We start from the raw sequence: 24,409 nt of genomic DNA, 5'->3' as shown, positions 1-24,409 counted from the left end.
TCAGTCCTCCTGGAGGGAAAGGGTGGGGTCACCCTGGGGGGAAGGGGTGGTGTCATCGGTGCCCGCGGTGAGGTGGGCGGTGGTGTCCCCGGTGGCCTCGGCGAGGCGGGCGGCCAGGATCGGGCCGATCTGGGCCAGCGAGCCGGCTTCGGTCATCCGGTTGTGCCGGGTGGTGATCTCGTGCGATTCGATCCGGCCCGCGATGTACGGGCGCCAGGTCGCGGGCCCGGCGTCGTCCCCGTCGCGATCGATCGTGGAGTTGAACAGCAGCAGGTCGCCGTCGAACCCGGCGGGGACGAAGTCGACCGCCAGCTTCGCGTTGTTGATCATGATGTGGACGATGACCTCGATCTGCTGCTCCGTCAGGCCCTGCAGCGCGCTGCCCCGCCGGTTCAGGACCTCGGCGACCTCGGCGTAGGTCAGTTCGCGGTCGCCCAGTTCGGCCGGGTCGACGTCGAGCACGCCGACGAGCACGTCCCGCTCGGTGGGCACGGGCATCTCGTCGAACTGCACGTCCTTCACCGGGTAGGCGTCGAGGATGGCAAGGAGCGCGGTCCGCTCGCCGCGTGCCTGCAGCTCGCAGGCGAGCGCGTGGGCGATCAGCCCGCCGGCGGACCAGCCGAGCAACAGGTACGGGCCCTCGTGCTGGATCTTGCGGATCTGGTCGGCGTAGTCGGCCGCCATCTCCTCGACGGACGTCGGCAGGGGTTCGGGGCGGCCGAGGCCGCGTGCCTGGATCGCGTAGACCGGGTGCTGGGGACCGATGTGGTTCAGGAGCCCGCTGTACGACCAGCTGATGCCGCCGCCGGGGTGGATGCAGAACAGCGGGGTGCCGGTCCCGGTCGAACGCAGCGGCAGCACCACGTCCAGCGCGTCGGCGGGGTTGTCCATCACCAGGCGCTCGGTGAGACCGGCCACGGTCGGCGCCTCGAACAGCATGCGCAGGCCCAGCTCCAGGCCGAGGGTCTCGCGGACCCGGGAGGCCAGGCGGGCGGCGAGCAGCGAGTGCCCGCCCAGATCGAAGAAGTTGTCGTCGATGCGCACCTGTTCGCGGCCGAGGACCTCGGCGAAGAGGTCGCACAGGAGTTGCTCCCGGGGCGTCCGGGGGCCGCGTCCGGTGCCCGTCGCCCCGTACTCGGGGGCGGGCAGGGCGGCCCGGTCCAGCTTGCCGTTGGCGGTCAGCGGCAGCGCCTCCAGGGTGACGAACGCCGACGGCACCATGTAGTCGGGCAGGTCACGGCGGAGTCGCCCGGAGAGCTCGGCGGCCTCGGGCACGCCCTCGGGGGCGGGCACCAGGTAGGCCACGAGCCGCTTGTCGCCGGGCCGGTCCTCGCGGGCGACGACGGCCGCCTGGGCGACACCCGGGCAGCTCGCGAGGATCGCCTCGATCTCGCCGGGCTCGATGCGCAGGCCGCGGAGCTTGACCTGGTGGTCGGTCCGTCCGGCGAACTCCAGGGTGCCCTCGGCGGGCCACCACGCCAGGTCGCCGGTGCGGTACATCCGGCTCCCGGGCGGCCCGTACGGGTCGGCGGTGAAGCGCTCCGCCGTCAGGCCGGGCCGGCCGAGGTAGCCGCGGGCCACACCCGTCCCCGCGAGGTACAGCTCGCCGACCAGGCCCGTGGGGACCGGCCGCAGGTGCTCGTCGAGCACGTAGGCGCGCATGTTCGCCATCGGCCCGCCGATCGGCACGGTCGCGGCGTTCTCGGGGAGGCTGTGCACGGGGTGGCAGGTGGCCAGGGTCGTGGCCTCGGTGGGTCCGTAGCCGTTGACCACCTCGATGCCGGGGCAGACGTCCAGCACGCGGGCGACGGCGGCCGGGGAGACCACGTCACCGCCGGTCCACACCTCGCGCACCCCGGCGAGCAGACCCGGCCGCTCCTCGGCGACCAGACGGAACAGGCCGGCCGTCAGCCACAGTCCGGTCACCCCGTGCGTGCTGATCGTGTGCTGCAGCAGGTCGAGGTCGAGCCGCTCGGGCGGCGCGACCACGATCCGGCCGCCGTTGAGCAGCGGCACCCACAGCTCGTAGGTCGAGAGGTCGAAGGCGGTCGGGGAGTGCATCAGCACCCGCTCGTGGCCGCCGCCTCGGTATTCGGGGCCGCCTTGATATTCGAGGCCGCCTTGGTATTCGGGGGTGAGCGCGAGGCCGACCACGTCGCGGTGGGTGACGGCCACGCCCTTCGGCCGGCCGGTCGAGCCGGAGGTGTACATCACGTACGCCAACTGCCGCTGGTCGCAGCGTACTTCGACGTCGGACGCGTCTGGTTCGTCCTCGATCAACGCGGTCAGCGCGTCCTCGGTGAGCACCAGCGCGGCCCCGGACTCCTTCAGGATCAGGTCGATCCGGGACTGCGGGAAGCGCGAGTCGAGGGGCGCGTAGGCGCCGCCCGCCTTGATGATCGCCAGGAGCGCCACGACGAGGTCCGCCGAGCGGTCGAGGAGCACCGCGACCGGTGTCTCCGGCCGTACGCCCTGACGGATCAGTGCCCGTGCGAGGCGGTTGGACCGCTGGTCGAGTTCCCGGTAGGTCAGCTCGGTGGCGCCCGCTACGACGGCCACCGCGTCCGGGGTGGCGCGCACCTGGCGGGCGAACAGCTCCGGCAGTGCGGCCTCGGGCAGTTCGACGGCGGCGCCGGTGGCCTGGGACAGCAGCCGGTGGCGTTCCTCGCCGGACATGATGTCGATCCGGCTGATGGGCAGGCCGGGGTCGGCGACCGCGGCGCGCAGCAGCCGTGCCCAGCGCTCGAACAGCAGCTCCACGGTGGCCGGTTCGAACAGGTCGGTGGCGTACTCCACCGCGCCGACCAGCCCGTCGGGGCCACCGTCCGGGCCGAACTGCTCGGCCAGGCTGAAGGTCAGGTCGACCCGCGAGGTCCCGGTCGACGCCTCCAGGTGGCCGGTCGTGAGGCCCGGCAGCGTGAACTCGCCCACCGGGGCGTTCTGCAGGGCCAGCATGATCTGGAACAGCGGGTGGTGCGACAGCGAACGGGCCGGGTTGACCACCTCGACCAGGTACTCGAACGGCACGTCCTGGTGGTCGTAGGCGGCGAGTGCCTTCTGCCGTACCCGGCCGAGCAGTTCGGCGAAGCCGGGATCGCCGCTCGTGTCGGTGCGCAGCACCAGGGTGTTGACGAAGAAGCCGACGAGGTCGTCCAGCGCCTGGTCGGTACGGCCGGCGATCGGGCTGCCGATCGGGATGTCGGTGCCGGCGCCGAGCCGGGTGAGCAGCGCGGCGAGGCCGGCCTGGAGCACCATGAACATGCTGGCGCCGCGCGCGGCGGCCAGGTCCCGCAGTGCCCGGTGCAGTTCGGGGTCCAGCCGGACCACGACCCGGCTGCCCCGCTGGGAGGCCACCGGCGGCCGGGGCCGGTCGGCGGGCAGCTGCACCTGCTGCGGAATTCCCGCCAACTCGTCCTTCCAGTAGGCCAGTTGCCGGGCGAACAGGCTGTCGGGGTCGGTGGTGTCGCCGAGCAGGTCGCGTTGCCAACAGGTGTAGTCGGCGTACTGCACCGGCAGCGGGGACCACTGCGGCTCCTCGCCACGGCAGCGGGCCGTGTAGGCGGCCGCGAGGTCGCCGGAGAGCGGCCCCATCGACCAGCCGTCCGCGGCGATGTGGTGCACCACGACCAGCAGCACGTGCCGGTCGGGCGCGAGCGCGTACAGCTCCGCCCGGACCGGCGGCTCCGCCGCGAGGTCGAAGCCGCGCCGTGCCGTCCGCGCCAGCCGCTCGGCCAGCCAGCTCTCGTCGAGGTCGACCACCGGCAGGTCGAGGTCGACCACAGGCAGCTCGGGGTGCGCCTGCGATGCGCTCAGCACGACCTGGTACGGCACGCCGTCCGTCTCGCGGAAGACCGTCCGCAGACTCTCGTGCCGGGCGATCACGTCCGCGAGCGCCGCATGCAGGGCCGGGCGGTCGAGTTCGCCGGTCAGGCTCAGCGCGAGCGGCATGTTGTAGGTGGCGCTCGGCCCGTCCATCCGGTGCAGGAACCACAGGCGGCGCTGGGCGAAGGACAGCTCGACACGTTCGGGCCGTGGCCGCGCGGTCAGCGTGGGCCGCGCCGTGCCGGAGCCGTCGAGGCGGGCCGCAAGGCCGGCCACGGTCGGCGTCACGAACAGCGTGCGGACTTCGAGCTCCGCGCCGAGGGTCGCCCGGACGCGGGAGGCCAGGCGGGTCGCCAGCAGTGAGTGTCCGCCCAGGTCGAAGAAGCTGTCCTCGACGCCGACCTGGGCCAGGCCGAGCACCTCGGCGAACAGTTCGGCGAGGAGCTGTTCCTGCGGGGTGCGCGGCGCCCGCCCCGCTCCGGCCTGACCGAGGTCGGGCGCGGGCAGCGCGCGGCGGTCCAGCTTGCCGCTGGCCGTCAGCGGCAACGTCTCCAGCGCCATGAACGCCGACGGGATCAGGTAGTCGGGCAACCGCCCGCGCAGCCAGTCACGGAGTTCGCCGATGAGGGCGCCGGTGCCCCGGCTGCCGGTCGGGCGGTTGGTCAGCGATGACAGCGGCCTGCCGGCGGTCCCGGCCGACCGGTACGGCTCGACCGCACCGCCGTGCTGTGCGCGCGGGTCGGCGAAGACGATGTCCACGGCGTCGGGCACGGTGGCCGACCAGGTGACGCCCACCCAGCGGTCGAACTCCCGCCCGAGGGAGCGGAAGTCCTCCGGGTCGGGGAGTTCGTTCTCCTCCGGGCCGTGCAGCCGCTCCAGCAGCTCGGCGAGCGAGCCGTCGCCGTTCTGCACCGCCCGGGCCAGGGCGGACTCCCGCACCACGCGACGGTTCGGCACCCCGGTGATCCGTAGCACGTCCGCGTCCGGCCGGACGAGCAGCTCGCGCAGTTCGTCCAGGCCGACGACCTGCCGCCCCCACTCCAACGCGACGGACCGGCTCGGCGCCACCGGCGCGACCGGCGACTTGTGCAGCGTCACGTCGTAGCGGTAGCGGGTCAGTTCGTTGTGGTGGCGGCCGTGCTTGACCTCCACGGCCACCGCGCCGATGTGCGTACCGACGTCCGCGCCGATGTCCCTGCCGCGCTCCCGCAGGGCGGTGAAGAAGTCCGGGTCGACCAGGAGTTCCTTCTCCACCCTGACGGCCTGCTCCACCGCGCGGCGCACCGCCGCGAGGTCGCCGTCGGCACCGGTCCTGTGCAGCTGGACCGCGGTGGCCAGCGGGCGCAGCAGCCGCAGGTTGCGGACGTCGCCGACGAAGAGCGTGCCGCCGGGGACGAGCAGCCGCATCAGCTTCCCGATCACGTCCGCGAGGTAGTCGCCGGACGGGAAGTACTGCACCACCGAGTTGATCACGATGGTGTCGAACAGTCCGGCCGGGAGGCCGTCGGTGTCGTGCGCCGGGCGGGTCCCCAGTACGACGCGCTCGGCCAGGTCGTCCTGCCGGGCGACCTGCGCGGTCAGCGCGTCGATGGCCGTGGCGGAGAAGTCCGTCGCCCAGTAGGTCTCGCAGTGCGGTGCGATCCCCGAGAGAAGCAGGCCGGTGCCGACGCCGACCTCCAGCACGCGCCGGGGGTGCAGGGCCAGGATGCGGGCCACGGTGGCGTCCCGCCACTCCCGCATCTGCTCGACCGGGATCGGGCTCGCGTCGTAACTGCTGTTCCAGCCGACGAAGTTCTGGCCGAAGCCGGCTTCCTCGGGGGTGATGGGCAGGGCGTCGTAGATGTCCTGCCACTCGCCCACGTGGTCCGCTTCCAGGCCACTGTCCCGGGTGTCGTCCTGGTGCGGGACGACGTAGCCGACGAGCCGGTCGTCCTGGGCGAGGACGGCGGCCCGGGCGACGGCGGGGTGCTCGGCCAGGGCCGCCTCGACCTCGCCAGGTTCGATGCGGAAGCCGCGCACCTTCACCTGGTCGTCGGCACGGCCGACGTACTCCAGCTCTCCCCCAGCCTCCGGCCGGGGGGACCCCCAGACACGCCAGCGCACCAGGTCTCCGGTGCGGTACATCCGCTCACCGGCACCGAACGGGCAGGCGACGAACCGCCCGGCCGTCAGCCCCGGCCGGTTCAGGTAGCCGCGCGCCAGTCCCGCGCCCGCGACGTACAACTCCCCCGCCACGCCCGTCGGCACCGGCCGCAGCCGGTCGTCCAGCACGTACACCCGGGCGCCCGCGATCGGACGGCCGATCGGGGGCACGCCCGCCCCCGGGGACAGCGGATCGCTCATGGTCGCGCAGACCGTGGTCTCGGTCGGACCGTACGCGTTGACCATCCGGCGCCCGGACGCCCAGCGGTCCACCAGCTCCGGCGGGCACGCCTCGCCCGCCACCACCAGTGTCGACACCCGCAGGGAGCCGTCCGGTACGGCGGCGAGGACGGACGGGGGCACGGTCACATGGGTGACCGCGAGGTCCCGGTCGGTGAGCGCGGCGACCGGGTCCGCCGTCGGGGGCAGGACCAGGGCCGCGCCGCGCAGCAGTGCGGTGTAGATCTCCGACACCGAGGCGTCGAAGCTGGGCGAGGCGAACTGGAGCACCCGGCTGTCGGGTTCGATCGCGAAGCGCTCGATCTGTCCGGCGACCAGGCTCGCGACGCCACCATGGCCGACCACGACGCCCTTGGGACGGCCGGTCGATCCCGAGGTGTAGATCACGTAGGCCGGATGCCGGACGTCGAGCGCGACCACGGGGTCGGTCTCCGGCCACGTGGAGACCTCGGTCACCAGCGCCGGGTCGTCGACCATCAGGGCCGGCCGGGCGTCCGCGAGCATGTAGTCGATCCGGGCCCGCGGGTACGACGGATCCACCGGCAGGTACGCGGCCCCGGCCTTCAGCACACCCAGGACGGCCACCACGGACTCCACCGAGCGCGGCAGGGCGACGGCCACGGTCTGCTCCGGCCCGACGCCCCGCGCGATCAGCGCATGCGCGAACCGGTTGGCTCGGGCATTGAGTTGACGGTACGTCAATTCGTTGCCACCGCAGATGAGCGCGACCGCGTCCGGTGTCGCCGCCACCTGCGCGGCGAACGCCTGTGGGACCGGGACGGCGTCCGCCTCCCGGGCGGTCGCGTCGCCCTGCTCCAGCAGCCGGTGGCGTTCGTCGGCGTCGAGGAGTTCGATCCGTCCGATCGACCGGTCCGGGTCGGCGGTGACCGCCTCCAGGAGGCGCGTCCAGCGCCTGGCGAGCGTTGCGACCGTCGAACGGTCGAACAGGTCGGTGGCGTACTCCACCGCTCCGGTGATCCCCGCCGGGCTGCCGTCCGGACCGAACTGTTCGACGAGGCTCACACCCAGGTCGAACTTGGCGGTCCCGGTGGCCACCGCGTAGGTGGCGACGTCCAGGCCGGGCAGGGAGAAGCGGCCCATCGGAGCGTTCTGTACCGCCAGGATGGTCTGGAACAGCGGGTGGTGGGACAGCGAGCGGGACGGGTTCAGCACCTCCACCAGGTGCTCGAACGGCACGTCCTGGTGCGCGTACGCCGACAGCGCCGTCTCTCGCACCCGCCCCAGCAGCTCGGCGAAACTCGGGTCACCGCTCGTGTCGGTGCGCAGCACCAGCGTGTTCACGAAGAACCCGACCAGATCGTCCAGAGCCTCGTCGGTACGCCCCGCGATCGGACTCCCGATCGGAATGTCCGTCCCGGCACCCAGCCGCGTGTACAGCGCCGCCAACGCCGCCTGCAGCACCATGAACAGGCTCGCACCCGACCTTCGGGCCAACTCCGTCAGCGCCGCGTGCAGTTCGGGGCTCAGCTCCAGGCCGACGTGGTCCCCGCGCCAGCCTGCGACGGCCGGCCTCGGCCGGTCGGCGGGCAGCTGGAGCAGCTCCGGCAGGTCGGACAGCTGGTGCTTCCAGTAGTCGAGTTGTTCGGCGAACCGGCTTTCCGGGTCTGTCGCGTCGCCGAGCAGGGCGCGCTGCCACAGCGTGTAGTCCGCGTACTGCACCGGCAGGGCATGCCAGTTGGGCGTGCGGCCCTCGCACCGGGCTGCGTACGCCTCGGCCAGGTCGCGGGCCAGCGGGCCGGTGGACCAGCCGTCACCGGCGATGTGGTGCATCACCAGGAGCAGCACGTGCTCGTCCGGCGCGAGCGCGAACAGCTGTGCCCGCAGCGGTACTTCGGCCTCCAGGTCGAAGGGCTGCCGGGCGAACTCGGCGAGCCGCTCGAACAGTTCGGCCTCCGACAGCTCGGCCTCCGGCAGCTCGGCCTCGGGCACCTCGGTCAGCCGCGCGCGGGGCCGGGCTTCGGCCGGGTCGAGGACGCGCTGGCAGGGTACGCCGTCGACCTCCGGGAAGACCGTCCGCAGGCTCTCGTGCCGGGCCACCACGTCGGCCAGCGCCTCGTCCAGCGCCGCCCGGTCGAGCATTCCGGTCAGCTGGAGCGCCAGCGGGATGTGGTAGGTCGCTGCCGTGGCGTCCATGCGGTGCAGGAACCAGAGCCTGCGCTGGGCGAAGGACAGCGGCACCGACTCCGGCCGCTCGTGCGCGGTCAGCGCCGGGCGGGCGTGACCGGCCCCGGCCAGCGCCTCGGCCAGGCCCGCCACGGTGGGCGCCTGGAACAGCGCGCGCAGCCCCAGCTCCACTCCGAGCACCGAGCGCACCCGCGCAGCCAGCCGGGTGGCTAGCAGGGAGTGCCCGCCGAGGTCGAAGAAGTCCTCGTCGACCCCGACCCGTGGCACGCCCAGCACCTCGGCGAACAGCTCGCACAGGATCTGCTCCTGCGGCGTGCGCGGCGCCCGACCAGCGCCGACGGTCGCATCCGGCTCCGGCGCGGGCAGCGCCGCCCGGTCCAGCTTCCCGTTCGGCGTCAACGGCAGCACGTCCAGCACCACGAACGCCGACGGCACCAGATAGTCGGGCAGCCGGTCACGCAGGTACGCCGCCAGTTCGGCAGGGCGGACGGCCGTGTCGGGACGGGCCGCGACGTAGCCGATGAGCCGGTCGGTCCGGGCGAGCACGGCGGCCTGGGCGACGGCGGGGTGCTCGGCCATTGCCGCCTCGACCTCGCCGGGCTCGATGCGGAATCCTCGCACCTTCACCTGGTCGTCGGCACGCCCGACGTACTCCAGCTCGCCGTCGTTGCGTCGACGCACCACGTCCCCGGTGCGGTACATCCGCTCGCCATCGGCGCCGAAGGGGCAGGCGACGAAGCGTCCGGCCGTCAGCCCCGGCCGGTTGAGGTACCCGCGGGCGAGTCCCGGCCCCGCGACGTACAACTCGCCCATCACACCGGGTGGCACCGGCCGCAGCCGCTCGTCCAGGACGTACGCCCGGAAGCCCGCGACCGATCGGCCGATCGGCGGTACACCGGCCCCCGGGGACAGCGGGGCGCTCATCGTCGCGCAGACCGTCGTCTCCGTCGGACCGTACGCGTTGAACATCCGCCGTCCCGGCGCCCACCGGGCCACCAGCTCCGGCGTGCAGGCCTCGCCCGCCACCACCAGGGTGCCGGCCGTGAGGTCGGCGCTCTCCAGCGCGGCCAGGGCCGAAGGCGGAAGCGTCACATGGGTGACGTCGAGCCGACGGTCCGTCAGCGCCTCCAGCGGGGCCTCGGCCGGGGCCAGGACGAGGGCCGCACCGGTCAGCAGGGCCCCGCACAGGTCCCAGAAGGACGCGTCGAAGCTGGGCGAGGCGAACTGCAGAACCCGGCTGCCCGGCGCCACGCCGAGCCGGTCGATCTGCGCCGCCACCAGGCCCGACACGCCCGTGTGGCTCACCATGACGCCCTTGGGACGACCGGTCGAGCCCGAGGTGTAGATGACGTAGGCCGGATTCCGGACGTCGAGCGCGATCTCCGGATCGCTGTCCGGCCAGTCGCCTTCGGTCACCGTCGCGGGATCGTCGACCACCACGAGCGGCCGGGCGTCGTCCAGCATGTACGCGATCCGGGCCTGCGGGTACGCCGGATCCACGGGCAGGTACGCGGCTCCGGCCTTCAGCACACCCAGGACGGCCACCACGGATTCCACCGAGCGAGGCAGCGCCACCGCCACGGTCCGCTCCGGACCGACGCCCCGCGCGATCAGCGCATGCGCGAACCGGTTAGCCCGGGCGTTGAGTTGACGGTATGTCAACTCAACATCTCCGGAAACGAGCGCGACCGCGTCCGGTGTCGCCGCCACCTGCGCCGCGAACAGTTCCGGCAGGCTCACCCCGGCCGCCCCGCCCTTGACGGCGGGCAGCAGCTCGCGGCGTTCCTCGGCGGAGAGCAGGTCGATTCCACCGATCGGCTGGTCGGGTGCGGCGGCGACCGCGGTCAGCAGCCTGGTCCACCGGGCGACCAGAGTCTCGACCGTCGCCCGGTCGAACAGGTCGGTGCTGTACTCGACCGCACCGCTGAGCCCGGACGGCGCGCCGTCGGGCCCGTGCTCCTCCGCGAACCCGAAGGTCAGGTCGAGTCGTGCGGTCCCGGTGAGCACGGTCACCCCGGAGACCTGCAGACCCGGCAGCTCGAAGTCACCGCCCGGCGCGTTCTGCACGACCAACCCGGTCTGGTACAGCGGGTGGTGGGACAGCGAGCGGGACGGGTTCAGCGTCTCGACCAGGTGCTCGAACGGCACGTCCTGGTGCGCGTACGCCGACAGCGCGGTCTCCCGCACCCGTTCCAGCAGCTCGGTGAAACTCGGGTCGCCGCTCGTGTCGGTGCGCAGTACCAGCGTGTTGATGAAGAAGCCGACGAGATCGTCCAGCGCTTCGTCGGTGCGCCCCGCGATCGGACTCCCGATCGCGATGTCCTCCCCCGCGCCCAACCGCGTGTACAGCGCGGCGAGCGCGGCCTGCAGCACCATGAACAGGGTCGTGCCCGACCTTCGGGCCAACTCCGCCAGCGCCGTGTGCAGTTCGGTGTCGATCCGGAGTTCCAGCAGGTCGCCGCCGTACGACATGGTGGCCGGGCGCGGCCGGTCGGCGGGCAGTTGGAGCTGCTCGGGCAGCCCGGCCAGCGTTTCCGTCCAGTAGGCGACCTGGCGGGCGAACACGCTGGCCGTGTCCTGCTCGTCGCCGAGGATCTCGTGCTGCCACAGGGTGTAGTCGCCGTATGTCACCGGCAGCGGTGGCCAGTTCGGCGCCCCGCCGCCCTGCCGGGTGGTGTAGGCCGCGGCGAGGTCGCGGGACAACGGGCCCATGGACCAGCCGTCCCCGACGATGTGGTGCATGACCAGCAGCAGCACGTGCTCGTCGGGCGCGAGGGCGAACAGCTCCGCCCGCAGCGGTACTTCCGCGGTCAGCTCGAAGCCGCGCACCGCCGCCTCGCGCAGCAGGTCGGGCAGCTCCGCCTCGCCGGCCGCGCGTACGGTCAGCGGGACGGCGGCCTCGGTGGTGTCCAGCACCCGCTGGTACGGGACTCCGGCGGTGTGCGGGAAGACCGTGCGCAGGGTCTCGTGCCGGGCCACCACGTCCACGAGCGCGGCGCTCAGCGCGGCCCGGTCGAGGTCGCCGGTCAGCCGCAGGGCGAGCGGCATGTGGTAGGTGGCGCTCGGCGCCCCGAACTGCTGGAGGAACCAGAGCCGGCGCTGGGCGAACGACAGCGGCATGGGTTCGCGACGGGGCTGGGGTACCAGGGCCTGCCGGGCGGTCCCGGCGTCGTGCAGCCCGGCCGCGATCCCGGCGGGGGTCGGCGCCCGGAACATGCTGCGCAGTTCCAGCTCGACGCCGAGGGTCGCCCGAACCCGGGAGACCAGCCGGGTGGCTAGCAGGGAGTGCCCGCCGAGGTCGAAGAAGTCGTCGTCGACCCCGACCCGCTCCACGCCCAACACCTCGGCGAACAGCTCGCACAGGATCTGCTCCTGCGGCGTACGCGGCGCCCGCCCGCCGCCGACGGTCGCACCCGGCTCCGGCGCGGGCAGCGCCGCCCGGTCCAACTTCCCGTTCGGCGTCAGCGGCAGCGCGTCGAGCAGCATGAACGCGGACGGCACCATGTGGTCCGGCACCCTGTCGCGCAGATACGCCGCCAGCGCCGCCGGGGTCGCCCCGATCCCGGCCCCGGTCCCGCCCAGGGGGACGACGTACGCGACGAGCCGGTCCTCCCGGGCGAGCACCGCGACCTGGGCGACACCCGGGTGCGCGGCCAACTCGGCCTCGATCTCGCCCGGTTCGACCCGGAACCCGCGGATCTTCACCTGGTGGTCCACCCGGCCCGCGAACTCCAGCTCGCCGTCGGCGCGCCAGCGGACCAGGTCACCGGTGCGGTACATCAGCGCCCCGGCCGGGCCGTAGGGGTTGGCGACGAACCGGATGGCGGTGAGCCCGGGCCGGTTCAGGTAGCCGCGGGCGAGTCCCGCCCCGGCGAGGTACAGCTCACCCAGCACGCCGGGGGCGACCGGCCGTAGCGCCGAATCCAGCACGTACACCTGGCAGTTGGCGATCGGACGGCCGATCGGTACCGGCAGCGGGCAGTCGGCGGGGTCGGCCGGGAGCGGGTAGGCGGTGATCACATGGGTCTCGGCGGGGCCGTAGTGGTTGTGCAGCTCCCGGCCCGGCCTGCGGGCCTGGAAGCGGCGTACGGCACCGCCGAGGCGCATCGCCTCACCGGCCTGGGCGACCAGCCGCAGGCTCGGCAGTTCAAGGCCGGCCTCCTCGGCGGCCTCGGCCAGCGCCTCCACCACCAGGTTGGGCGCGAACAGCTCCTCGACCCGGTGCCGGTCCAGCCAGCGGGCGAACAGCTCGGCGCTGCGGCGCTGTTCCTCGGTCGGCACCACCAGGGTCTTGCCGTACAGCAGCGCGGAGAGGGTCTCCTGCACCGAGACGTCGAAGCTGATCGCGGTGAACTGCGCGGTGCGCGTACCGGGTTCGCCGCCGACTGCCCCGTGGTGCCACGCCAGCAGGTTCAGCAGCCCGGCGGCGGGCATCACCACGGCCTTGGGGCGGCCGGTGGAGCCCGAGGTGTAGATGACGTAGGCCGGGTGCCGCGGGTCCACGGTGACGGCCGGATCGTGCTCCGGCTGCTCGTCGGACGGTGTGACGGCCGCGAGGTCGTCGAGCACCACGGCCGGGCGCGCGTCCTCCAGCATGTACGCGATCCGGGCGGCCGGGTAGTCCGGGTCGACCGGCAGGTAGGCGGCGCCCGTCTTGAGCACCGCGAGGACGGCGACCACCAGTTCGGCGGAGCGCGGCAGCCGCAGGGCGACGACCTGCTCCGGACCCACCCCTCGCGCGATCAGCGCGTGCGCCAGGCGGTTGGCCCTGCGGTTCAGCTCCCGGTAGGTCAGCACGGTGTCCTCGAACACCACCGCCGGGGCCTCGGGGGTCGCCCGGACCTGTGCCTCGAACAGGGCGGGCAGGCCGGCATCGGGAGTGGGGCAGGCGGTGTCGTTGCGCGCGACCAGCAGTTCGTGCCGTTCCCCCGCGGTGAGGACGTCGATCCGGCTCAGCGGCCGGTCCGGCTCGGCGACCACCGACGCCAGCAGCCGCAGCCACCGGGCGACCAGTGCCTCCACCGTGGCGGGGTCGAAGAGGTCGGTGCTGTACTCGACCCGTCCGACGATGCCCTCGGCCGGTCCGCCGGTGCCGCCGCGCTCCAGCAGGTGGAAGCCGAGGTCGAACATCGCCGTCGGCGTCCGCGGCAGGACGATCTCGGCGGCCAGACCGCTCAGCTCGAACTCGGTGCGGGGCACGTTCTGGAGGGCGAGGAGCACCTGGAACAGCGGCTGGCGGGCGAGCGACCGGGCCGGGTTGAGGGCCTCGACGACGTGCTCGAACGGCAGGTCCTGGTGCGCGTACGCGGCCAGCGCGCCCTCGCGGACCCGGCCCAGCAGTTCGGCGAAGGTCGGGTCGCCGCTGGTGTCCGTGCGGAGCACCAGGGTGTTGACGAAGAATCCGACGAGGTCGTCCAGGGCCTGGTCGGTCCGGCCGGCGATCAGGCTGCCGACCGGGACGTCCGTTCCGGCGCCGAGCTTGTCCAGCAGCGATGCCAGGGCGGCCTGCAGCACCATGTACACGCTGGCGCCGTGCTCCCGGCCCAACCGGAGCAGCCCGGCGTGCAGTTCGGCGTCCAGTTCGATCGCGAGGTGGCCGCCGGAGTAGGAGGGGGTCGCGGGGCGGGGCCGGTCGGCGGGGAGCCGGATCTGCTCCGGCAGGTTCGCCAACTGCTCTGTCCAGTAGGCCTGTTGGCGGGCGAACAGGCTGTCCTGGTCGGCCGGGTCGCCGAGCAGCTCCTGCTGCCACAGGGTGTAGTCGGCGTACTGCACGGGCGGTGGCGTCCACTGCGGGTCCTCGCCCTGGCGGCGGGCCGCGTACGCGGTGGCCAGGTCGGCGGCGAGCGGGCCCAGCGACCAGCCGTCACCGGCGATGTGGTGCATCACCAGGAGCAGCACATGGTCGTCCGCCGAGACCTCGAACACCTCGGCGCGCAGCGGCGGTTCGGCCGCGAGGTCGAATCCGCGCGCTGCGGCCCCCGCCAGCAGGTCCGGCAGCTCCGTCTCGTCGGCCGGGGTGACCGACAGCCTCGGGCGCGCCTCCGCGGTGGCCAGCACCTGCTGGTGGGGCACGCCGTCCACGGCCGGGAAGACCGTGCGCAGGGTTTCGTGCCGGTCGACGACGTCGCCCAGCGCCGCCTCCAGGGCCGCCAGGTCCAGTGGTCCCGTAAGCCGCCACGCGAGCGGCATGTTGTAGACCGAGGCGGCGCCCTCCAGCTGGCGCAGGAACCACAGCCGGCGCTGGGCGGACGACAGCGGCACCCGTGCGGGCCGCTCCGCCCGCTCCAGGGCGAGCCGGGCCTGGTCCGCGCCGCCCAGACCGGCGGCCAGCCCGGCCACGGTCGGGGTCTGGAACAGGGTGCGCAGCGCGAGTTCCACGCCCAGGGTGGCACGGACCCGGGCCACCAGCCGGGTGGCGAGCAGGGAGTGCCCGCCCAGGTCGAAGAAGTCGTCGTCGGCACCGACCCGGGGCAGACCCAGCACCTCGGCGAACAACCCGGCCAGCACGTGTTCCTGGGGAGTGCGCGGTGCCCGTCCGGACCGCGTCGCGGTGGCCTCGGGCTCGGGCAGGGCGCGCCGGTCCAGCTTGCCGTTGGCGTTCAGCGGCAGGACGTCGAGGGAGACGAACGCGGCCGGCACCATGTAGTCCGGCAGCCGCTCGCGCAGATGCGCCCGCAGGTCCTCCGGCCGAAACTCCGCCCCGGTGGCGGGCACCAGGTAGGCGACCAGGCGGGTGTCCGCCGCCCGGTCCTGCCGGACGGTCACGGCGGCCTGCGCGACCCCCGGGTGTTCCGCCAGTGCCGCCTCGATCTCGCCGAGCTCGATCCGGAATCCCCGGACCTTGACCTGGTCGTCGGTGCGGCCGAGGAACTCCAGGTTCCCGTCCGGTCCCCACCGCACCAGGTCGCCGGTGCGGTACATCCTCGTGCCGGCCGGCCCGAACGGGTCCGCGACGAACCGTCCCGCGGTCAGCCCGGGCCGGTTCAGATAGCCGCGCGCCAGCCCCGCACCGGCGATGTACAGCTCACCCGGCACACCCGCGGGCACCGGCCGCAAGGCGGCGTCGAGCACATGCAGCCGGACACCGCCGAGGGGACGGCCGATCACCTGGCGCGGGCTCGACTCCAGCGGCGCGAAGACCGAGTCGACCGTGCACTCGGCCGGGCCGTAGTAGTTCAGGGAGAACACGCCGTCGGCCGCCCGCAACCGCTCCCACAGCTGCTCCGGCACGACCTCACCGCCCAGCCCGACCAGCGCCGGCCGCCACCGCGGGTCGTCCAACAGGCCGTGCTCGACGAGGACTTGCAGGTACGACGGGGTGCCGCCGACCGTGTCCAGTCCGGCCCGCACCGCGTACTCCAGGTAGGCCTCCGGGTCGGTCCAGGTCGCCTCGTCCAGGACGTGCAGCTCGTGGCCGGCGTACAGGGCGAACATCTGGTCGCAGGAGGCGTCGAACGACACGGACGTGGTCAGCCCCACCCGTACCCGCTCCCCCGTCCGGAACATCAGCGGACACTGGTTGGCGAACAGGTTGCGCAGACCGCCGTGCGTCGCCACCACGCCCTTGGGCCTGCCGGTGGAGCCGGAGGTGTAGATGACGTAGGCCGGGTGTCCCGGATCGACGGCCACCGCGGGGTCCGTCGCCGGGCAGCCCGCCACCAGCGCGGCCGTCTCCGGGTCGTCGGCCACCAGCCACCCTGCGGGACCGGTCTCCGGCAGCCGGTCCCGGGTGCGGGAGTCGGTCACCACCAGGACGGGCCGGGCGTCGTCGAGCATGTATGCGATCCGGGCGGCCGGGTACTCCGGATCGACCGGGAGGTACGCGGCGCCCGTCTTCAGCACCGCGAGGATCGCCACCACCAGCCCGGCCGACCTCGGCAGCGCCACCGCCACCAGCCGCTCCGACCCCGCCCCGCGCGCGATCAGCGCATGCGCCAGCCGGTTCGCGCGCGCGTCCAACTCCGCATACGTCAGCGACTCTTCCGGCCCCACCACCGCGACGGCGTCCGGAGTCGTACGCACCTGAGCCCGGAACAGCTCCGGCAGGCTCTCGGTGAAGTCCTGGGCCGCCGGGCCGGTACCCAGCGCGGTCAGCTCGGCGTGCTCCTCGGCGGTGAGCAGGCCGAACCGGCTGAGCCGGCGCTGCGGGTCGGCGACCACGGCGCGCAGCAGCCGCTCCCACCGCTCGATCATCGTCTCGACGGTGGCCGGGTCGTACAGGTCAGCGGTGTACTCGACGGACCCGTCGATCCCCTCCGGGGAGCCGTCCTGCGCGTGCCGCTCGGACATGGTGAAGATCAGGTCGAGCTTGGCGGTGGTCGACGTCGACGGCAGGTCGGCGACGCGCAGCCCGGGCGGCGCGAAGTCGGCCCGGGGTGCGTTCTGCAGCACCAGCATGACCTGGAACAGCGGGTGGTGCGCCAGTGACCGGACCGGGTTGAGGGCCTCGACCAGGTACTCGAACGGCAGGTCCTGGTGCGCGTACCCGGCCAGCGCGGTCTCCCGGACCCGGCCCAGCAGTTCGGCGAACGTCGGGTCGCCCGAGGTGTCGGTGCGGAACACCAGGGTGTTGACGAAGTAGCCGACCAGTTCGTCCTGCGCCTGGTCGGTCCGGCCCGCGACCGGGCTGCCGACCGGGATGTCGTCGCCCGCGCCGAGCTTGCTCAGCAACACCGCGAGGCCGGCCTGGAGCACCATGAACAGACTGGTGCCGTGGGCGCGGGCGAGCTCGCGCAGCCCGCGGTGCAGTTCGGCGTCCAGCCCGGCACGCACGGAACCGCCCCGGTGCGAGGCGACCGCCGGGCGGGGCCGGTCGCCGGGCAGCTGGAGCTGCTCGGGCAGATCGGCCAACTGCCGGGTCCAGTAGGCCGCCTGGCCGGCGAACAGGCTGTCGCCGTCGGCCGCGTCGCCGAGCAGCTCGTGCTGCCACAGCGTGTAGTCGGCGTACTGGACCGGCAGTTCCTCCCACCGCGGCTCCTCGCCACGGCAGCGCGCCGCGTAGGCGGTGGTCAGGCCCTGTGCGAGCGGGCCGAGCGACCAGCCGTCGCCGGCGATGTGGTGGAGCACCACCAGGAACACGTGCTCGTCCGCGGCCAGCTCGAACAGCCCGGCGCGCAGCGGCACATCGGCCGCCAGGTCGAACCGACGGTCCTTCGCTTCCGCCATGACGGCCGGCAGCCCGGCCTCGGTGGTCCGGCTCACGAGCAGCCGCGGGCGGGCTGCCTCGACGTCCAGCACCTGCTGGTACGGCACGCCTTCGACCGCCGGGAAGACCGTACGCAGGCTCTCGTGCCGGGCCACCACGTCCGCCACGGCGGCCTCCAGGGCCCGCCGGTCCAGATCGCCGGACAGTCGCCAGGCCAGGGAGATGTGGTAGTTCGCGCTGCCGCCCTCCAACTGGTGCAGGAACCACAGGCGCCGCTGCGCGAACGACAGCGGGATCGCCTCGGGGCGCTCGCGCCGGGCCAGGGCGGCCTGCGCCGGTCCGGCCGCCACCAGGGCGGCGGCCAGGCCGGCCGGGGTCGGCGCCTCGAACAGGGTGCGCAGCGGCATCTCCAGGCCGAGCGTCGCGCGGATCCGGGCGGCCAGGCGGGTGGCGAGCAGCGAGTGTCCGCCCAGGTCGAAGAAGCCGTCGTCGACGCCGGCCGACGCCACGCCCAGGACCTCGGCGAACAGCTCGCAGAGGATCTGCTCCTGCGGGGTGCGCGGCGCGCGGGCGGTGGCCGCCGGGGCGAGGTCGGGGGCGGGCAGGGCCCGGTGGTCCAGCTTGCCGTTGGCGGTCAGCGGAAGCGCGTCCAGCACGACGAACGCCGACGGCACCATGTACTCGGGCAACCGCTCACGCAGGTGCGCGCGCAGGTCGGCCGGGCGCAAGTCAGCCGCGCGCACCTCGGCCGCCCCCGGTGTGGCACTCGCGGCCGGCACCAGGTACGCGACCAGTCGGGTGTCGTCGGCCCGGTCCTGCCGTGCCAGTACTGCGACCTGGGCGACACCGGGGTGCACGGCCAGCGCCGTCTCGATCTCGCCGGGTTCGATCCGGAAGCCGCGCACCTTCACCTGCTGGTCGGCCCGGCCGACGTAGCGCAGGCCGCCGTCCGTCGCGCGGCGCACCACGTCGCCGCTGCGGTACATCCGCGTTCCCGGCGGTCCGAACGGGTCGGCCACGAAGCGCCCGGCGGTCAGGCCGGGCCGGTTCAGGTAGCCGCGCGCCAGTCCGGCGCCCGCGACGTACAGCTCGCCGGGCACGCCCGGGGCGACCGGCCGCAGGTGGGGGTCCAGCACGTATGTCCGCAGGTCCGGAATGGCTTCGCCGATCTGGCCTGCGGCGGCTGCGGTCCGGTCGAGCGCCGCGTACGTGACGTGCACCGTGGTCTCGGTGATGCCGTACATGTTGACCAGCCGTGGCGCGTCGTCCGGGTGCCGCTCGTACCAGCTCGCGAGCCGGGCGTGCTCCAGCGCCTCACCGCCGAACACCACCGTGCGCAGCGCGAGCGGGCGGCCGGTCTCCGGGGTCTGGGCGTCCGCCTGCATCAGCTGGTAGAACGCGGACGGCGTCTGGTTGAGGACGGTCACCCGTTCCCGGGCGAGGAGCTCCAGGAAGCGGCCGGGCGAGCGGCTGGTCTCGTGGTCCACGACCACCAGACGGCCGCCGTGCAGCAGCGGACCCCACAGCTCCCACACCGAGAAGTCGAAGGCGTAGGAGTGGAAGAGCGTCCAGACGTCGTCGGCACCGAAGCCGAACAGCTTGTCGGTGGTGCCGAACAGCCGCACCACGTTCCGGTGCGGGACCACCACGCCCTTGGGGTCCCCGGTGGAGCCGGAGGTGTAGATGACGTAGGCGGCGTGGTCCGGGTCGAGGGGGACCTCCGGGTCCGTGTCCGGCAGCCCGTCCAGGTCGACGGCGTCCAGCAGCAAGCGGTCCACCGGGTCCGCGCCCGGCAGGTCGCCGATCCGGCTCGTGGTCACGAGGAGCGCGGGCCGGGCGTCCTGGAGCAGGTAGGCGATCCGGGCGGCCGGGTACTGCGGGTCCACCGGGAGGTAGGCGCCGCCCGCCTTCAGTACGGCGAGCACCGCCACGACCTGCTCCGCCGAGCGCGGCAGGGCCAGCGCCACGCGCTGCTCCGGGCCCACCCCCCGGTCGATCAGGGCGTGCGCGAGCCGGTTCGCGCGGGCGTTCAACTCGCCGTAAGTCAGGCTGACTTCGCCGTCGGTGAGGGCCACTGCAGCTGGGTTCGCCCGTACCTGTCGCTCGAACAGCGCGGTCAGGCTGTGTTCCGACGGCCGCCCCTCGCGCCCGTCGATCCCCTTGCTCCGGTCGGCAGGCGCCGGAAGCAGTGCGCGGAGCTCGTCGGCGGACAGCACGTCCACCTGGCCGATCCTGCGGCCGGGGTCGGCGACGACGGCGCGCAGCAGCCGCAGCCACCGCTCGACGATCCCGGTCACGGTGGCCTCGTCGAACAGGTCGGTGCTGTACTCCACCACGCCCGACAGCCCGTCCGCGTCGGGCTGTTCGGCCAGGATGAAGGTCAGGTCGCACTTGGCGGTGCCGGTGTGGACCAGGTCGGTCGTCACCCGCAGCCGGGGCAGGTCGAAGGTGCCGAGGGGCGCGTTCTGCAGCGCGAGCATGGTCTGGAACAGCGGGTGGTGCGCCAGCGACCGGGTCGGGTTCAGCGCCTCCACCAGGTGCTCGAACGGCACGTCCTGGTGGGCGTACGCGGCCAGCGCGTCGGCCCGTACCCGGCCCAGCAGTTCGGTGAACGACGGGTCGCCGGAGAGGTCGGTGCGCAGGACCAGGGTGTTGACGAAGAAGCCGACCAAATCGTCCGCGGCCTCGTCGGTGCGCCCGGCGATCGGTGTGCCCAGGGGTACGTCGGTACCCGCGCCCAGCTTGCCCAGCAGGGCGGCCAGTCCGGCCTGGAGCACCATGAAGAGGCTGGCCCCGCCGCCGCGCGCGAGCGTCCGCAGGCCCTGGTGCAGCTCGGCGTCGATCCGCACCGGCAGGTGGGCGCCCCGGTAGGACATCGCGGCCGGCCGGGGCCGGTCGAACGGCAGCTCCACCTGCTCCGGAAGGTCAGCCAACTTCGAGCGCCAGTAGGCGAGTTGGCTGGTCAGCAGGCTGTCCTGGTCCGCGCCGTCGCCGAGCAGCTCCCGCTGCCAGAGGGCGTAGTCGGCGTACTGGACCGGCAGGGGCGACCACTCCGGCTTCGCGCCCTCGGCGCGGGCCGCGTAGGCGGCCGTGAGGTCGCGCGAGAGCGGTCCCGTCGACCAGCCGTCGCCGGCGATGTGGTGCACCACCAGCAGCAGCATGTGCTCATCGGCCGACAGCTCGAAGAGTTCGGCGTGCAGCGGCGGCTCCTCGGCGAGGTCGAAGCCGTACCGGGCCGCCTGCGCGAGCCGCTCCGGCAGCTCGCGTTCGCCTAGCTCGGTCACCCGCAGCCGCGGCCGGGCCTCCTCCGGGTCCAGTACCCGCTGGCACGGCACGCCGTCGACCGTCGGGAAGACGGTGCGCAGGCTCTCGTGCCGCTCGACCACGTCCGCCAGGGCGGCTTCCAGGGCCCGCCGGTCCAGGTCCCCGGACAGCCGCAGGGTCAGCGGGATGTTGTAGGTGGCGCTCGGGCCCTCCATGCGGTGCAGGAACCACAGCCGGCGCTGCGCGAAGGACAACGGGATCGCGTCGGGCCGCTCGCGCCGCCCCAGTGCCGGGCGCGCCCGGCCCGCGACGTCCACGGCCGCCGCCAGTTCCGCCGGCGTCGGCGCGTCGAACAGGTCGCCGAGCCGCAGCTCCACGCCGAGGACCGAGCGGACCCGGGCGACCAGCCGGGTGGCCAGCAGGGAGTGCCCGCCGAGGTCGAAGAAGCTGTCGTCCGGCCCGGGGTCGGCCACCCCGAGCACCTCGGCGAACAGTCCGACGAGCAGGTGCTCGGTCGCGGTGCGCGGTGCGCGGCCCGGCGCGGCGATCTGTCGCTCGGGCGCCGGGAGGGCCCGCCGGTCGAGCTTGCCGTTCGGGGTCAGCGGCAGGGCGTCCAGCAGCATGTACGCGGCGGGCACCAGTTGCCGGGGCAGCCGGTCCCGCAGGTGGTCGCGCAGGGCGGTGCCGGTCACGGTGGCGCCGGGCTCGGGCACCGCGTAGGCGACCAGCCGGGATTCGTCCTCCTCGGTGCGCACCGCGACGGCGGCCCGGGCGACCTGCGGGTGCTCGGCGAGGACTGCCTCGATCTCGCCGAGTTCGACCCGGAAGCCGCGGATCTTGACCTGGTCGTCGGTGCGGCCGAGGAACTCCAGGTTCCCGGCCGCGTCCCAGCGCACCAGGTCCCCGGTGCGGTACATCCGCGACCCGCTCGGTCCGAACGGGTCCGCGACGAACCGCCCGGCGGTCAGCGCCGGCCGGTCGAGGTAGCCGCGGGCCAGCCCCGGACCCGCGATGTACAGCTCACCCGCCGCACCGGTCGGCAGCGGCCGCAGGGCGCCGTCGAGCACGTACAGCCGGGCGTTGGTGACCGGTCGGCCGATCACCGGGCGGGGGCTCGACTCCAGCGCTGCGACCACCGAGTTGACGGTGCATTCGGACGGCCCGTAGAGGTTGAGGCAGAACACGCCTTCCGCAGCCCGCAGTTGCTCCCAGAGCCGCTCGGGTACGGCCTCGCCGCCCGCCCCGACCAGTGCCGGGCGCCGCTGCGGGTCGCTCAACAGGCCGTGGGAGACGAGCACTTGGAGGTAGGACGGGGTGGCTTCGAGGTAGTCGAGGCCACAGCGTGCCGCGTATGCGACGAAGGCGTCGGGGTCGGTCCAGGTCGCGTGGTCCAGGACGTGCAGCTCGTGGCCCCCGAACAGGGCGGCCAGCTGGTTCCAGGAGGCGTCGAAGGACACCGAGGTGGTCAGCGCCACCCGCAGCCGCTGCCGCTCCTTCAGCACCGGCGCGAAGTGCACCTGCCGGAGGTCGGTGAACAGGTCGAGCAGGCCGCCGTGGGTCGGCAGCACTCCCTTGGGCCTGCCGGTGGAGCCGGAGGTGTAGATGACGTACGCCGGGAGGCCCGGGTCGACGGCCACCATCGGGTCGGTCGCCGGGCAGTCGCTCACCAGGGCGGCCGTCTCCGGGTCGTCGAGCACCAGCCGGTCGACGGGCCCGGCCTCGACCCCGTCTCCGACCTCGGCACCGGCACCGGCACCGGCACCGACCTCGATCCCGGCCCCGGTCCCGACCCCGGCCCCGGGCAGCCGCTCCTCGCTGCGGGAGTCCGTGACCAGCAGGGCGGGCCGGGCGTCGGCGAGCAGGTACGCGATCCGGGCGGCCGGGTACTCGGGGTCGACCGGCACGTAGGCCGCGCCGGTCTTCAGCACCGCGAGGATCGCCACCACCAGCTCCGCGGAGCGCGGCAGGGCCACCGCCACCCGCCGCTCCGGGCCCGCTCCCCGGGCGATCAGGGCGTGCGCCAGCCGGTTGGCCCGCGCGTCCAGTTCCGCGTACGTCAGCGAGACGTCGCCGCACACCAGCGCGACCAGGTCCGGGGTCGCCCGGACGTGCTCCCGGAACAGCTCCGGCAGGCTCGTGGCGTGAGCGGGCGCGACCGGTCCGGCGCCGAGCACCGCCAGCTCGCGGCGCTCCTCGGCGGTGAGCAGTTCGATCCGGCCCACCGGCTCGTCCTGGTCGCAGTCCGCGAGGGTGTCCAGCAGCGCGAGCAGCCGCTGCTGGTGGCCGGCGAGGTCGTCGGGGCCGTACGCGTCCGGCGAGCCGTGCAGCCGGAGCAGCGGCGGGTTGCCGTCGCGGTAGTCGAAGACCCAGACGGCGAGGTCGGTGGTCGACCCGGACACGAAGTGGTGCACGGAGGCCGGGTGCCCGGCGAAGCTCGGCCGGGAGTTGAAGGCCATGATGTTGACGATCAGCGGGAACGCCGTGCCGATGCTGCCTGGGGCACCGAGGTCCCGCAGCAGGTCCTCGCTGCGGTAGCGCTCGTGCGCGACGGCCGTCTCGACCTCCCGTGCCGCCTGGGCGACGAGTTCGCGCCACGGCATGTCCGGCCGCACCGTGAGCCGTAGCGGCACCACGTTGGACATCGTGCCCGGTACCGCCGTCAGGTCGCGGTCGGCGCCCCGACGCGCTGTGACCGGCAGGGCGAGCACGATGTCCTGGTCGCCGGTCAGCCGGTGGGCGTAGAGCGCCGTGGCCGCGACCAGCAGCCGGGACCACCGGACGCCGCAGCGTCCCGCCGCCGCCCGCAGGGCGTGCGGGCGGCGCAGTTCCCGCTCCTCGGCCACCCGCAGGGCGCGGTGCGGGTCGGTCGCGGAGGTGTCGGCGAGCCGGGTCGGGGCGGGCAGGTCGGCGAAGCGCCCGGTCCAGTAGGCACGGTCGGCGGCGAAGTCGGTGGAGGCGCGGTAGGCGGCGTCGCTGTCGACCAGGTCGCGCAGCGAACCGAACGGGCAGGGCGGCACGGCGCCGCCGTCGGCGAGTGCCGAGTACACCTCGCCGACCCGCTGCCGGAGCATGGAACTGCTGATCGCGTCCAGCACCACGTGGTGGTAGTTCAGGTACCAGAGGTACTCCGTCGGCGACGCCTTGATCAGCGCGTGGCCGAACAGCGGGTCACGGGCGAGGTCCAGCGGGCGCAGCAGGTCCCGCTCCATCCAGGCCACGGCCGCCGCCCGGGGGTCGGGCTCCCCGCTGAGGTCGAGGTGGGCCGGAGCCCAGTCCCAGCTCTCCCGCAGGACCTGGCGCGGGCCCTCCCCGTCGTCGACGAAGGTGACGTGCAGGGCGTCGACCTCGTCCACCACCCGGCGCAGCGCGGTCTCGAACAGCTCCCGGTCCACCGGCCCGTGGATCTCCAGGCACTCGCCGACGCGGTAGCCCGGAATCGGCGTCCGGGCGCGCTGCTCGGCGAGCCAGATCTCGCGCTGGGCCGCTGTCAGGGGAAGGGCGTCACCGTCGCGACGGGGCATGGGGGTATCTCCGAAGGTGGGGCCGAAGGTGGGGGCGGGCGTGGTGGCGGGGCGCGCCGGACCGCACCGACAAGGGTGTCGACGGGGATGCCGACGGGGATGTCGTCACGCGGTCGGCCGGCGCGGGGCG

At 73.8% G+C, this 24,409-nt stretch carries 1 protein-coding gene; it reads right to left on the bottom strand.

Going from position 1 to position 24,409, the window contains the following annotated elements:
• Complete coding sequence (locus tag AB0D85_RS24320; protein ID WP_362323711.1) at positions 1–24,279, bottom strand: non-ribosomal peptide synthase/polyketide synthase; 24,279 nt, start codon at positions 24,277–24,279, stop codon at positions 1–3.
• Positions 24,280–24,409 lie beyond the last annotated feature (130 nt).

Source organism: Streptomyces sp. NPDC048277, assembly GCF_040652235.1.
Classification (GTDB): domain Bacteria; phylum Actinomycetota; class Actinomycetes; order Streptomycetales; family Streptomycetaceae; genus Streptomyces.
Note: the sequence above shows the minus strand (reverse complement) of the source record. Positions and strands in the feature narration are given on the sequence as shown.